Here is a 12604-nt window from a genome sequence, read left to right as displayed (position 1 = left end):
ATCTCTCAAAGTAGGGCATCGCCCTACGTTTAATGAAAAGAAACCATGCGCGACTACTATAACATAAAAGTAAATCTAGCCGGCGGAATCGCCTCTCCCGGACTGCTGAAAGATATCTTATCAGTAGCCTGGAAAGCGCAGATACGGGACGTGAGGCTGGGATCGAGGCAACAGTTGCTTTTCACGGCACATTATGAAGTGATGCGTTCTTTGGAAAAAGATCTGAAAAACCTTGATGTAAGTTATGAGGTTAACACAGAAAAATTTCCAAATATCATCAGCTCTTATTGCGGCGAAGAAGTGTTTCGTACGGGACAATGGCTGGGCGCAAATGAGTATCACACTGTATTGGACAGCTTCGATTTTAAGCCATTACTCAAAATCAATATTTCCGATTCCAATCAAAGTTTCACGCCATTTTTTACAGGGAATCTCAATTTTGTTTCTTCAAAAGACCCTCATTTTTGGTATTTATACATTCGTCCAAAACAAGGAAATTCTGTTTTTAAATGGAAAGATCTGATCTATACCAATGAGATTGGAAGAGTAGCGAAGGCAATGGAAGCCTGCATGTTGTCGGGTGATGACCACGATGAAGAATCACTTTACGAAGCCGTTACAAGCAACATCACCTACATATCCGAACCCGCAACAGAAGAACTTGAATTGCCTTCATTTTCACTACCTTATTACGAAGGATTTAACCGATACGAATCCAGAACGTGGCTGGGTCTCTACCGCCGTGATGAGCAGTTTTCTATTGAATTTTTACTGGATCTATGCGCACTTTGCCTGAAAAGCAGAATTGGAGAAATTTGCCTTACACCTTGGAAGTCACTCATTATCAAAGGAATTGAAGATCAATTCCGAAGTGAATGGAGTAATATTTTAGGTAAGCACAACATTAATGTTCGTCATGCTGCGAATGAGCTTGCATGGCAAACAGAAGACCAGACCGAAGAAGGAACGGCTCTAAAAAAAGAACTGGTAAGATATATTGAGAAAAATGACACCCGGACATTCGGACTTTGCTTTGGTATTCAAACCAGACCGAAATCAGAAGTATTCGGCTCCATTTTGATTCGTCGTCGTCCGTTATTGAGCATCGGACAATTGGCACTATTCAGTGTGTACGACTTGTATTACACCGAAAACTTCAACCCGAACAGCCGCAAGCACATTTTGTTCGAAAAAGGATTGTTCAAAATTCATTTGGCCGGACAGGTTGAGCGTTTGTGCAGGAAATTTAATAATCGCCGCACCGTCGCAAGTTCGGCAGATTCAGGGACAGAAATAGAAGAACCAAAGCCTATTTCGTCCACTCCGGTTATTCACCAGTGCCCCGATTGCCTCACTGTTTACGACGAAAACTATGGTGACCTGATGCAGGATATTAAGGCTGGAACTTCATTCGAAGATTTACCTGCCGATTATTGCTGTGCCACCTGCGGAACCGCCAAGAACGACATGATAGAAATTACAACCATGGAAGAAATTGTGTTTTAAAATAGAGCCCAAATTTTATGAGAACATTATCTGTCAATACCCGTTTTTTCGAATTTGAGAGTGATTTTGTAGATAGCCTGCGGTGCGTTCCAATGATTGTCAGGTACAAGCTGGATACTTGTGGAATTAAACTTAAACTACCTGAATGGGCCAAATTCAATGTAAAACACAAAGAAATGCTGGCTTGTATGCGGTGCTACACTGCTACGGAAATTGAGAATTACAGAAGTTTTGTACAAAGCCTCGTTTACACCTATACCGGACACGAAGCCAGCATTCTTGGGCAGGTGAATGATTCCTGGAACAATATATTTGAGGTTCCTGAGGAGGTGATTTTGAAAGGAGAAGAATGGAAATGCCCGAAAATCAGCATCCGAAACTGGATTAATCTGGATACATTACAACGATTTGCATTGGTAAAATTGAGCAGATCCGGACATGAGGGGCGCAATTTCCCGGTGGCTTTGAGGGAATTTGGGGTGGTTTAAGGTTATTTGACCGCAATAGGCGCTATGGTTTTCGCAATGAGCGCAAGAATTATTAAGTAATTTTCGTCCATTGCGTGAACTTTGCGTCCATTGCGGTTCAGCTTTTTTTATCAACCAACACCGACGTAATCCTGTTCAACTCATCCACCTTGTAAGCAAAATCTCCTTTTAGCATATCTCGCACCGCCTTGAGCTGTTCCATTGCGGTTTCCAGATTTTCGGGCAGAGCTTCGTTTAAAACTTCTTTCAGCCGTTTTGCCATGGTTGGCGACATTCCGTTTGTAGAAATTGCCACTTTCAAATTTCCTTTTTGTACCACAGAAGAGAGGTAAAAATCACACAAAGCAGGCGTATCGGCCACGTTACAAAGTAAATGCCTCGTTGCAGCCAGCTCTTTAATTCTCCTATTTTCTTCCTTATCATTAGTAGCAACAATCACCAGATCCTTTTCTGTAAGATCGGCATCTTCAAATTTTCTTGTAATAAGGTTAATTCTGGGATTTGCCTGAGCCATTTCCCTGATCTCTGTTCCGATTTCAGGAGCAACCAAGGTTACTTTTGCTTCGGGAGAGTTATTCAAAACAGCGGTAATTTTCTCTAAACCAACATAGCCTCCGCCAACGATAAGCGTATGGAGGTTTTCGAGTTTCAGGAATATGGGGAATAGATTGTTCAAATTTGAGTAGTTAATTATTTTCAATAAGGTTAATAATTTCTTTATAAGACCTGAATTTTTCGTCAGCAGAAATGAGTGTAATATTCTCGTGAAGAGCAGTAGCTATTATTAGCCGATCAAAAGGATCTCTGTGATCGGGAAACATGGGCACTTCACCGTATTTGGTGATATGGTCATTACTAAGAGGCAGAATCTCAAAATTATCAGCCCTCATTCTTTCAATAAGATCATTGATCGGGATATTGAGCTCAGGCAGCTTATTAATCTTTTGTTTAATAGAAATTTCGAACAATGAAATTTGAGGAACCAGTATTCTGTTATTCCGTAGTATGGATAAAGTATTCTCAGCTAATTTTTTAGGATCGGTAATGGCCCAAATCAAAATTTGCGTATCAACTAAATACTTCATAAAATTTCTAATTGCTTTAAAACTTACATATAGTCTTTAAGATCGTCCAATGGCTCATTAAAGTCATCCGGAATACCATATCCCTTGTTGGCAAGGCTGCCTATTCTAACACCCGGCTTTCGGTCTGACTTATCAACCTCGCTATCTGGCAAAAACATCACCACAACTTTGGTCTTTTCCAGTGTTGGAGCGGGTTCTTCCAAAGTAACCTGTCCATTCTCAAATGTTCCTTTAACTGCCGTGTACATATCCTGTATCGTTTAATAGCCTAAGGGATAAACCCAAAAGAAAAACCATTAATTCAAATTCGTTGCGACAAGCTGAGCCTTTAACTGACTTTATTTTGAAGTTCATCGCATTACCAAATTTACAAGAATAATGTTGCATTTCCGGCTAAGTGTTTGATTTTATAACTATTCCAACAATTACCTTTTCACTATCTCCATCTTTCCCCGTACCTTTGCGGCATGATCGCGATTACGAACCTCAGTTATTTTCTTGGCGACCGTGCTTTATACGATAGCGCGTCGCTCCATATTAAGCCAAAACAAAAGATCGGCCTTATCGGGCTGAACGGAACCGGGAAGTCTACCCTGCTCAGGATGATCAACGGTGAGTTCCAGCCAGATGGTGGCCATATATCAAAATCCGGGGATTGCACTATTGGATTTTTGAATCAGGATTTACTTTCCTACCAAAGTGATGAGTCCATTCTTTCTGTGGCAATGCAGGCTTTCGAGCGGCAAAACCAGTTACAGGTACAGATCGACAAGATCCTGCACGAAATGGAGCATAACTATAAAGATGAACTTATTGACAAACTTGCAAGAGTTCAGGACGAGTTCGAAGCTTTGGACGGATATTCTGTACAATCAAAAGCGGAGGCCATTTTGGAAGGCCTTGGATTTGTGACCGGTGATCTTCAAAGACCTTTGAGATTATTTTCCGGGGGATGGCGTATGCGTGTAATGCTGGCCAAATTGCTTTTGCAAAAACCATCGTTACTGATGCTCGATGAACCTACCAACCACTTGGACTTACCGTCTATTCAGTGGGTTGAAAAATATGTTCAGAGTTACGAAGGTGCGGTGATCGTAGTAAGTCACGACAGGCAGTTTTTGGATAATACCATTGACACAACCGTTGAGGTTTCAGGAGGCAAATTGAATTACTACTCTGGAAACTATTCTTTCTATCTGGAAGAAAAAGACGAGCGTAACGAAATTCAGCGTGGAGCTTACGAGAACCAGCAAGCCAAAATCCGACAAACAGAAAAATTTATTGAGCGTTTTAAGGCTAAAGCAACCAAATCCAAACAGGTACAAAGCCGTGTAAAAGCGCTTGATAGAATGGATGTTGTGGATGCTGTTGTGGACGAAAATGCCAAAGTTCACTTCCGTTTCCAGTTTACCACACAGCCTGGCCGCCATGTATTCCAATTGGAAGATGCATCCAAAGCGTATGGCGAAAAGGTGATTTTGGATGCGACGAACATCAGCATGGAACGCGGCGATAAAATCGCATTGATCGGGGCCAACGGACGAGGAAAATCAACCGTATTGCGCGTAGTTTCAGGTGATGAGCCAATTGAAGGTAAACGCAGGTTGGGACACAATGTGATGTTCACTTTCTATGCGCAGCACCAGTTGGAATCGCTAAATATCAATCACAACCTGATTGAAGAACTTAAATATGCGAATCCAAACAAAACTGAAACAGAATTAAGAACGGTCTTGGGTTGCTTCCTATTTACAGGGGACGACGTTTTCAAAAAGATCAAAGTCCTTTCGGGAGGAGAAAAATCACGGGTTGCACTTGCCAAGGTATTGCTTTCGCAAGCCAACTTCCTGCTTCTCGATGAGCCTACCAACCACTTGGACATGCAATCGGTTAATATCCTGATTCAGGCTTTGCAGCAGTATGAAGGAAGTTACATTGTTGTTTCTCACGACAGGTATTTTGTAGAAAACATAGCAAATAAAATCTGGTACATCGAAGATCATCAGATTAAGGAATATCCTGGAACGTACCAAGAATATGAAGTATGGGTTGAAGAACGTGGTTTACAGTCCGCTGTAAGTGACAAAGCGGTTGTCAGCAGCGCACCTCCACAAAAAACAAGCCCTCAACCAGCTGCTAAAAGTACAGCAAAGAAACCGACTTCAAACGAAGATGCTCAGAAGCTAAAGAAGGCTAAAAAGCAGGTTGAAGAGCTGGAAGAGGCTATAAATTTACTGGAGGCTAAAAAAGCTGTCACAGAAACTAAATTAGCAGAACCGGCGATTTATGACGATGCCAAAGCATTGGCAGATTTGAACCGGACCTACGCTGACATTAAGCAAAAATTGGACAAAGCAAATGACAATTGGGAAACCGCAATGATGGAGATTGAGGAACTTGCAGGATAACTTTAGTTGAAACATATACAAAAAACGGAAGCTCTAGGGCATCCGTTTTTTATATTAACAAAGTTGATGCCAATTAAACCAAATCTTCTGTACCAGAGTAAATGTCTGCAAGTGTTAATTCGAGTCCAACAGAACCAATTTCTATGGAACCACCAATATCATAGGCCACGGAAGCCAAAAACCAGACTCCTTCCTCATTTTTCCTCCAAACCTCAGCTCCGATAGAAAGGGAATCAACAATCGCATATTCTTTTAGTGAAGGAATACTTCTGTAAAAATGAAATTTTTCACCTTTATCATATCTGGCAGTACTTGAAGAAAGCACTTCAAGTATTACAGTAGGGTTTAAAACTGTGTCCTTTTTATCGTTCAGAAACTCGTTCTTTCCACAGATGATTAAAAAATCAGGATAAGTGAAAAGACCGTTTGCAGGTATATGAATGCGCAAATCACTAGAATAGCCTCTACATGATTTCCCCTTCAAGAACGTTCCCACCTCAACAGACAGATTCTCCGTAATCCTATTGTGATTGAATCCGGCACCGGCCATCGCAAATATCTCCCCCTGATAATACTCGCTTTTATAATCGGCTTCTCTTTCCATTTCGAGGTATTCCTCTTCGGAGTATATTTTTTGTGGCTGCGCTGTCATCATCTCAATGTTTTAAAACAAAAATAGTTATTTCTGCAAAAAAGGCATTAATTCGTTTTTTACACGAATACTTAACAAGTTAACGTTATTTTCTAAAACCTTTTTATGCGCCTGACTCTTTTCGTTTTACTAAGTCTTCATTTTTTTACTGCTCATTCTCAAACGCAGAATGTCCGCCTGGAAGACTATATATACAATCCCAAAATCGCCACAGTGCTGCTTTATCCCGGAATTGACGATCCGGAAAACCCCAGAAGATTGGTAAGCCCGCCCGTGTTGCCGATGCAGACGAGTTATCCGCTTGTACTTGAATTCGATGATCTGGCTGCATCTTTTGCAGGCTATCGCGCAAAAATAATCCATTGTAACGCCGACTGGACAAAGTCCAACCTGAACGACATTGAATATACATACGAATACAACGAATATCCAATCAATAATAACGAACAGTCGTTTAGCACCAAAGTCCCCTATTTCCATTACCGGTTTGAGGTTCCAAAACTGAAATTATCCGGCAATTATGTATTGGTTGTTTATTCTGATACAGATAGAAAACCTGTTTTGTCAAGACGGTTTATGATCTACGAACCTCGTATTGGAATCAGTGCGGAGGCTCGCTTTTCGCAGGGCATCAGTCAGCAGTTTTCAGACCAGCAGATTGATTTCAAAATTGATTACAAGGGTTATCCGCTCAACGCACCCCAAACTGACTTGAAAGTTGTGATCAGAAAAAACTTTCGCTGGGATCAGATTCGTACCGGTTTTAAACCAACGAACGTCAGACCCTTCGACCATCTGTTGGAATACACCTTTTTTGACCTTGAAAACACCTTCCCGGGTGGAAACGAATTTCGTTATTTTGATAGCCGTACATTATCGGCCAGAGGTTTCGGCATTCAGGAATTGGAACGTTCGGATGAATTCACCAAGCTGATTCTTTTCCCCGACAAACCCCGTTCCGATAATTCCTATCTACAAATGGATGACCTCAATGGCCAATACATTGTTGATCAAAGAGAATCTGGCAGAGGAAGCGTTGAAGCAGATTATACTCCCGTCATTTTCACGCTTCGAATTGCCGAAGATCCCGACGCAACCTTTTATGTGAATGGCGCATTCAACCTCTGGCAATTAAACGAACGCAATAAGATGACCTTCAACCCCGATCTGAATGCTTATGAAGCTGAAATATTCCTGAAACAGGGTGTTATTAATTATGATTACAGCGCCATCACGGGTCCAAATGCGAAACCAGACGAATCCGTCATTGAAGGGAATTACGTGGCTACTGAAAATGACTACGACATTCTGGTTTACTACCGCCCGCAAGCAGGGAGATCTGATCTTTTGATTGGGTACAAGACTGTGGAGTGGAATCGGAGGAGGTAGAAAATCACCTGGTACTTAACGGATGACAAGATGATTATACTGCAAGTTTTATCTCATATAGCCCTGACCTATTTCACAGCATATTGCTTCAAAGATTCTAGCAAAAATCGTAAGTACTGGGGCTATCCATTACTGATCATTCTTGGAATTATAAATACTTTAATTTTCATAATACTTGAACTGAAAACAACTCCGATAACCGGATGTATGACTTACATAATTGGTTTTGTACCAATTGGTGCCTTTTGTCTAATATTATCTCTTACTATTTATTACGCTTTAACAGTAAAAAATCCCTCGAAGCATAAATCTGCATCGAGGGATTTTTAGAAAAGTAGTTCTAAAAAAACTACACATTAAACCTAAAGTGCATAATGTCACCATCCTGCACTACGTATTCTTTTCCTTCCACAGCCATTTTACCAACTTCTTTCACGGCTGCTTCGGTTTTATATTTTTCGTAATCCGCTACTTTAATCACCTCAGCGCGGATAAATCCTTTTTCAAAATCACTGTGAATCACACCAGCTGCCTGCGGCGCTTTCCAGCCTCTCACGATCGTCCATGCTCTTACTTCTTTCACCCCAGCTGTGAAATAGGTAATCAGGTTCAAAAGTGAGTAAGACGCTTTAATCAATTTACTCAAACCAGATTCTTTCAAGCCATATTCTCCAAGGAACATTTCATGCTCTTCCGGATCTTCTATTTCCGAGATTTGAGATTCAATCGCTGCACAAAGCACAATAACCTCCGCACCTTCATGTTTCACTGCTTCACGCAGTTTTTCAGAATATTCGTTACCCGTAAGCATCGAGTTTTCATCCACATTGGCTACATAAAGCACTGGCTTCACTGTTAGCAATTGAAGATCACCAATTACTGCTTCTCTCGTTTCAGGATCAATTTCCAGGCTCCTGGCATTTTTACCAGCTTCCAGCGTTTCTTTGTATTTTTTCAGCCATTCCAATTCCACCTTTGCCTTTGCATCGCCGGCTCTGGCTCCTTTTTCCGACTTCTGCATTTTCTTCTCAATCGATTCCAGATCTTTCAACTGAAGTTCGATGTCGATAATTTCTTTATCAAATACAGGATCCACACGACCTTCTACGTGTACTACGTTCTCATCCTGAAAACAACGTACAACGTGAACGATGGCATCCACTTCACGAATATTTGCTAAAAATTTATTACCCAAACCAGCTCCCTGGCTTGCTCCTTTAACCAAACCGGCAATATCAACAAATTCCATAATGGTAGGAATTGTCTTTTGCGGATTAACAAGCCCGATCAGGATGTCGATACGTTCATCAGGAACGGTTACAACACCTACGTTGGGTTCTATGGTACAAAAAGGATAATTGGCTGCTTCGGCCTTGCCGGTAGAAATAGCATTAAAGAGCGTGGACTTACCAACGTTTGGTAATCCAACAATTCCACATTGAAGACTCATATATAAAAGGTATACATTAAAAGCAGATAAGTAGCTGATAGCAATTAGTCGTGAGTGATTAGCTTTATTCGAATTCCAATAAATTGATATAACTAACACTTAGATCTAAACACCGATCAAGACCATCCATCTGACAGCCAAATAATAATTTGGCGCAAAAGTACTGTTTAGTCAGTACAAAAACCAAAAGCCTTCGCAATAGATTCCGAAGGCTTCTTTCAGGAAACGTAAATTTTTTATTCCCACTTAAGATCCGACTCGCCGATCACAACGTCAGCTTCTTCCGCTTTGGCTTCGAATTGAGAAAAGTCCACCTCTGGCATTAACTCCGTTTTTACGTGGTCAACCGCCTCTTTCAGCGCCTCTGCAAACTTATCAAAGTCTTCTTTGTACAAGAACATTTTGTGTTTCTCGTACGTAAAGCCATCTCCCTGAGGATGACGACGGCTCTCAGTAATCGTTAGATAGTAATCGTTGGATCGCGTAGAGCGAACATCAAAGAAATAAGTCCGTTTTCCTGCCCTGACCCTTTTGGAGTAGATTTGCTCTCTGTCTTCCACTATTTTTCGTTTTAAATAGGTTTTCAAACGCTAAAATAGAAAGTTTATTGCTGCGAACAAAAAAACCGAAACATATTAGCAATCGGGACCTGTTTGAACAAAGTTTACGGGAACCCTGGCAGTGCAGTTTAGTGCGGTGAAATATGAATTTGTCCTTTTATTCTGTTACTTTTGAAAAATCTGTGATATTATTTCGATTCCTGTTAAGGATTCAAAAATAGAAAGTAAGGTTGCTGAAACCTTATTGATGTTCCATCTAAACACTCAGATATGACCTATAATCGGATTCTGATTCTCATCCTTTTAGCCTTTGCCTGGCAACCAGAAGCGTTTTCTCAGGTGTCGTTAGGTAAAACGGAAACAGGACGTGCCTCGTACTACTCCACTCGTTTTCACGGTAAAAAAACTTCGTTTGGAGAAATACATAAGAGCACCGAATTATCGGCCGCTCACCGCACCTACCCACACAATACCATGCTGGAAGTGACGAATCTGGATAACGATAAAAAGGTAATTGTTCGCGTAAACGACCGGGGGCCTTATTCACGAAACAGGCTTGTGGATATCAGCAAGGAAGCCGCCAAACAACTGAACATTGTCAGCCAGGGGGTCTGCAACGTTTCGGTGAGGGTTGTAGGAATGGAAGGAATGGTATTACTTGACCAAAATGAAGAAATAGATCCGCAGTCTGGTCGGATCGTCTCTCTGAAAAAAGATTAAATTGCTTCAATCATAACGTTATGAGCACCCGCGAGCTTGATTTATCCAAAGTAAGAGCATTCGGGAATCTGGAATTCCTGGCCAAGCAACTGGTAGAAGGTTTTATAACGGGACTGCACAAATCGCCTTTTCACGGCTTTTCCGTAGAGTTTGCAGAACATCAGCTTTACAATACCGGTGAATCCACCCGCTATATTGACTGGAAAGTTTTTGCCAAATCGGACCGGCTTTATACCAAACGTTACGAAGAAGAAACCAACCTGCGCTGTCATATATTGATTGATACCTCGTCTTCGATGTATTATCCGCAGGCAGACTTTGGAAAAATGACATTCAGCGTGATGGCTGCCGCCAGCATTACTTATCTGCTTCAAAAACAAAAAGATGCCGTAAGTCTGTGCACATTTTCGGATCAGATTGAAGTACAGACTCCCGTAAAATCAACGCCATCACATGTTCACAAGATCATGCTGGAATTGAATAATTTACTGGAAACCAGCAAGCCCTTACATAAAACTTCCGTCGCGACTGTACTACATCAGATCGCAGAGAAAATCCATAAGCGTTCGCTGGTTGTCATTTTCAGTGACATGTTCGACAATCCGGATGAAGCCGAACACATATTTTCTGCTTTGCAGCATTTGCGTCACAATCTTCACGAGGTACTATTGTTTCACGTTACGGATAAAAAAACGGAGGAAACATTCGATTTCGAAAACCGGCCTTATGAATTTATCGACCTTGAAACAGGCGAAAAAGTGAAAGTGCAACCAGATCAGGTTCGCGAATCATACCAGAAGTCTGTTGGCGATTTTTACCAAAAATTAAAGCTAAAATGTGGTCAGTACAAAATCGATTTTATTGACGCCGACATCGCGCAGGGCTTCGATCCGGTGTTGATGGCTTATTTGGTGAAGCATTCAAAAATGAGGTAAATTTTCATGAAATTTGGTCTCCCGATCCTCGTATCATTTTTGACCAACGTTTCATGAAAAAAACTTTACTCCTCTACATATCTTTATCAGTTTCTTTCCTGTTTTTAAACGGCTGCCATTCAGCCAAAAAATCTCTTAAAAAAGGAAACTATGACGACTCTGTACTAAGAAGCGCAGAGAAACTGATGGACAATGCAAACCATACATCATCAGCAGATATTCTTAAACAGGCGTATCCGGCAGCTCTCGCACAACATCTGGATGAGGCCGAACGAGCAGTCTCCTCATCGGATATCTTTCGGCACGAAGATGAATTAAAAGCATATGAAAGTCTGAACCAGCTTTACCGGGTTTTGAGCAAATGCAACACATGCATGAAAATTACCAATGCCAAATCCTTCGAAACGCAGGAAACCAGCGCCAGAAACAATGCTGCAAACGTTAGGTATGAAGAAGCAGATGAGCTGTTGGCAAAAGCTGACCGACAAAATGCCCGTAAGGCATATGACCATTTCGAGCGAGTCAACAATCTCATTCCGGGTTTTAAAGAAGTGGATAAAAAGCTCAAACACGCCTACCACATTGCTTCTTTTAAAGTAGTGGTGGAGCAGGTTCTCGTAACTTCAAAAAGATATCAGCTGAGCAATGAATACTTCCAGAACAAAGTAGATGAATTCCTAAAAACCAATCAGAGACTAAATCGTTTCGTAAGGTTTTACAATCCGGAAGAGGCTACACAAGCAGGTTTGCAACCAGACCATGTAATTACATTACAGTTTGACGACTTTGTAGTGGGACAGACTTTACTTGAAAAAAATACAGAAACTGTTACCAGCAAAGACAGTGTGAAAGTGGGCGAAAAAATGATTGGGAAAGCTAAAATTCCTATCTATAATCGGGTAACAGCGAAGTTTACAACAAACCGTAAGACTGTACATTCTGCCGGATTGCTGGATATGCAGATCAAGGATTTTAAAACAAGGAATATTGTCAACAAAGATAAATTCAATGGGGAATACAACTGGATGTGCGAATGGGCGCATTTTAACGGGGACGAGCGAGCACTGACTCCTGCCCAATTAAGAATGTGCAAGAGCCAGGAATTACTTCCGCCTGATCCTCAGCAGTTGTTTATCGAGTTCAGCAAACCGATCTATGACCGGTTAACGACCAAGCTTAAGAATTTTTATGAGAAATATTGATGCGACCGTTGACTACCTAAGTGCAATTTGACCTATAAGGATTGGAAATTTTACTCCCTTCGTCTTACCTTCAAAAGGATTTACGCTAAACAATGGTATTGTTTAGAAGGTGTTTGGGAATTGCGAAGAATGGAGATCGTACCATCTTTGCAGTGACGAAACATTAAAGCATTGATTAAACAGTTTACTAGACTGACCGATCTCCAATG

At 41.2% G+C, this 12604-nt stretch carries 13 protein-coding genes; 7 read left to right on the top strand and 6 right to left on the bottom strand.

What is annotated here, in order from left to right; all coding sequences use genetic code 11:
- Positions 1-45 precede the first annotated feature (45 nt).
- Both LZG71_RS09190 and LZG71_RS09185 read left to right on the top strand, forming a co-directional pair.
- Entirely contained in the window at positions 46-1506 is a 1461-nt protein-coding gene (locus LZG71_RS09190) for a rubredoxin (protein ID WP_233819297.1), read from the top strand.
- 17 nt (positions 1507-1523) lie between these two features.
- Positions 1524-1994 carry a nitrate reductase associated protein gene (locus tag LZG71_RS09185; RefSeq protein ID WP_233819295.1) on the top strand — a complete coding sequence of 157 codons (471 nt, stop codon included), beginning with the start codon at positions 1524-1526 and terminating at the stop codon, positions 1992-1994.
- A gap of 97 nt (positions 1995-2091) precedes the next feature.
- Here LZG71_RS09185 and LZG71_RS09180 read toward each other — a convergent pair whose 3' ends face one another.
- Genes LZG71_RS09180 through LZG71_RS09170 form a run of 3 tightly spaced genes read right to left on the bottom strand, consistent with a single transcriptional unit; the run spans position 2092 to position 3327 of the window.
- Positions 2092-2670, bottom strand: coding sequence for a bifunctional precorrin-2 dehydrogenase/sirohydrochlorin ferrochelatase (locus LZG71_RS09180; protein WP_233819293.1), 579 nt, complete (start codon positions 2668-2670; stop codon positions 2092-2094).
- Positions 2671-2680: 10 nt separating this feature from the next.
- The gene (locus LZG71_RS09175; protein ID WP_233819291.1) at positions 2681-3079 is read right to left on the bottom strand and encodes a type II toxin-antitoxin system VapC family toxin; all 399 of its coding nucleotides are present in this window, start codon (positions 3077-3079) and stop codon (positions 2681-2683) included.
- Positions 3080-3102: 23 nt separating this feature from the next.
- Positions 3103-3327, bottom strand: coding sequence for a hypothetical protein (locus LZG71_RS09170; RefSeq protein WP_233819289.1), 225 nt, complete (start codon positions 3325-3327; stop codon positions 3103-3105).
- Between the two features lie 219 nt (positions 3328-3546).
- Here LZG71_RS09170 and LZG71_RS09165 point away from each other — a divergent pair, with 219 nt between their 5' ends.
- Positions 3547-5487 carry an ABC-F family ATP-binding cassette domain-containing protein gene (locus tag LZG71_RS09165; protein WP_233819287.1) on the top strand — a complete coding sequence of 647 codons (1941 nt, stop codon included), beginning with the start codon at positions 3547-3549 and terminating at the stop codon, positions 5485-5487.
- Between the two features lie 73 nt (positions 5488-5560).
- On the opposite strand, the gene LZG71_RS09160 is transcribed toward LZG71_RS09165, so the two are convergent.
- The gene (locus LZG71_RS09160) at positions 5561-6142 is read right to left on the bottom strand and encodes a Uma2 family endonuclease (protein ID WP_233819285.1); all 582 of its coding nucleotides are present in this window, start codon (positions 6140-6142) and stop codon (positions 5561-5563) included.
- Positions 6143-6244: 102 nt separating this feature from the next.
- On the opposite strand from LZG71_RS09160, the gene LZG71_RS09155 reads away from it, so the two are divergent.
- Positions 6245-7528 (top strand): DUF5103 domain-containing protein, encoded by a 1284-nt coding sequence (locus LZG71_RS09155; RefSeq protein WP_233819283.1) that lies wholly within the window; start codon positions 6245-6247, stop codon positions 7526-7528.
- A gap of 349 nt (positions 7529-7877) precedes the next feature.
- Here LZG71_RS09155 and ychF read toward each other — a convergent pair whose 3' ends face one another.
- Together ychF and LZG71_RS09145 are read right to left on the bottom strand one after the other, a co-directional pair.
- Entirely contained in the window at positions 7878-8978 is a 1101-nt protein-coding gene (gene ychF / locus LZG71_RS09150; protein WP_233819281.1) for a redox-regulated ATPase YchF, read from the bottom strand.
- Between the two features lie 236 nt (positions 8979-9214).
- The gene (locus LZG71_RS09145) at positions 9215-9565 is read right to left on the bottom strand and encodes a DUF3276 family protein (RefSeq protein ID WP_233819279.1); all 351 of its coding nucleotides are present in this window, start codon (positions 9563-9565) and stop codon (positions 9215-9217) included.
- A gap of 243 nt (positions 9566-9808) precedes the next feature.
- On the opposite strand from LZG71_RS09145, the gene LZG71_RS09140 reads away from it, so the two are divergent.
- From LZG71_RS09140 to LZG71_RS09130, 3 genes are read left to right on the top strand one after another with little or no spacing between them, the layout of a single operon-like run.
- On the top strand, positions 9809-10258 hold the full coding sequence (locus tag LZG71_RS09140) for a septal ring lytic transglycosylase RlpA family protein (protein ID WP_233819277.1): 450 nt from the start codon (positions 9809-9811) through the stop codon (positions 10256-10258).
- Between the two features lie 20 nt (positions 10259-10278).
- The gene (locus LZG71_RS09135; protein ID WP_233819275.1) at positions 10279-11193 is read left to right on the top strand and encodes a DUF58 domain-containing protein; all 915 of its coding nucleotides are present in this window, start codon (positions 10279-10281) and stop codon (positions 11191-11193) included.
- Between the two features lie 53 nt (positions 11194-11246).
- Positions 11247-12395: a hypothetical protein gene (locus LZG71_RS09130; RefSeq protein WP_233819273.1), complete on the top strand. Its 1149-nt coding sequence runs from the start codon at positions 11247-11249 to the stop codon at positions 12393-12395.
- Positions 12396-12604 lie beyond the last annotated feature (209 nt).

This window comes from Dyadobacter sp. CY312 (genome assembly GCF_021390535.1).
Lineage (GTDB): Bacteria > Bacteroidota > Bacteroidia > Cytophagales > Spirosomataceae > Dyadobacter.
This window is presented reverse-complemented; position numbering and strand designations above follow the sequence as displayed.

Excerpts from the sequence above, each read along its gene's own strand:
- LZG71_RS09185 (WP_233819295.1), top strand. The coding sequence starts at position 1,524 with ATGAGAACATTATCTGTCAATACCCGTTTTTTCGAATTTGAGAGTGAT.
- LZG71_RS09170 (WP_233819289.1), bottom strand. The coding sequence starts at position 3,327 with ATGTACACGGCAGTTAAAGGAACATTTGAGAATGGACAGGTTACTTTG.
- LZG71_RS09155 (WP_233819283.1), top strand. The coding sequence starts at position 6,245 with ATGCGCCTGACTCTTTTCGTTTTACTAAGTCTTCATTTTTTTACTGCT.
- LZG71_RS09130 (WP_233819273.1), top strand. The coding sequence starts at position 11,247 with ATGAAAAAAACTTTACTCCTCTACATATCTTTATCAGTTTCTTTCCTG.
- ychF (WP_233819281.1), bottom strand. The coding sequence starts at position 8,978 with ATGAGTCTTCAATGTGGAATTGTTGGATTACCAAACGTTGGTAAGTCC.
- LZG71_RS09135 (WP_233819275.1), top strand. The coding sequence starts at position 10,279 with ATGAGCACCCGCGAGCTTGATTTATCCAAAGTAAGAGCATTCGGGAAT.
- LZG71_RS09140 (WP_233819277.1), top strand. The coding sequence starts at position 9,809 with ATGACCTATAATCGGATTCTGATTCTCATCCTTTTAGCCTTTGCCTGG.
- LZG71_RS09190 (WP_233819297.1), top strand. The coding sequence starts at position 46 with ATGCGCGACTACTATAACATAAAAGTAAATCTAGCCGGCGGAATCGCC.
- LZG71_RS09165 (WP_233819287.1), top strand. The coding sequence starts at position 3,547 with ATGATCGCGATTACGAACCTCAGTTATTTTCTTGGCGACCGTGCTTTA.
- LZG71_RS09160 (WP_233819285.1), bottom strand. The coding sequence starts at position 6,142 with ATGATGACAGCGCAGCCACAAAAAATATACTCCGAAGAGGAATACCTC.
- LZG71_RS09175 (WP_233819291.1), bottom strand. The coding sequence starts at position 3,079 with ATGAAGTATTTAGTTGATACGCAAATTTTGATTTGGGCCATTACCGAT.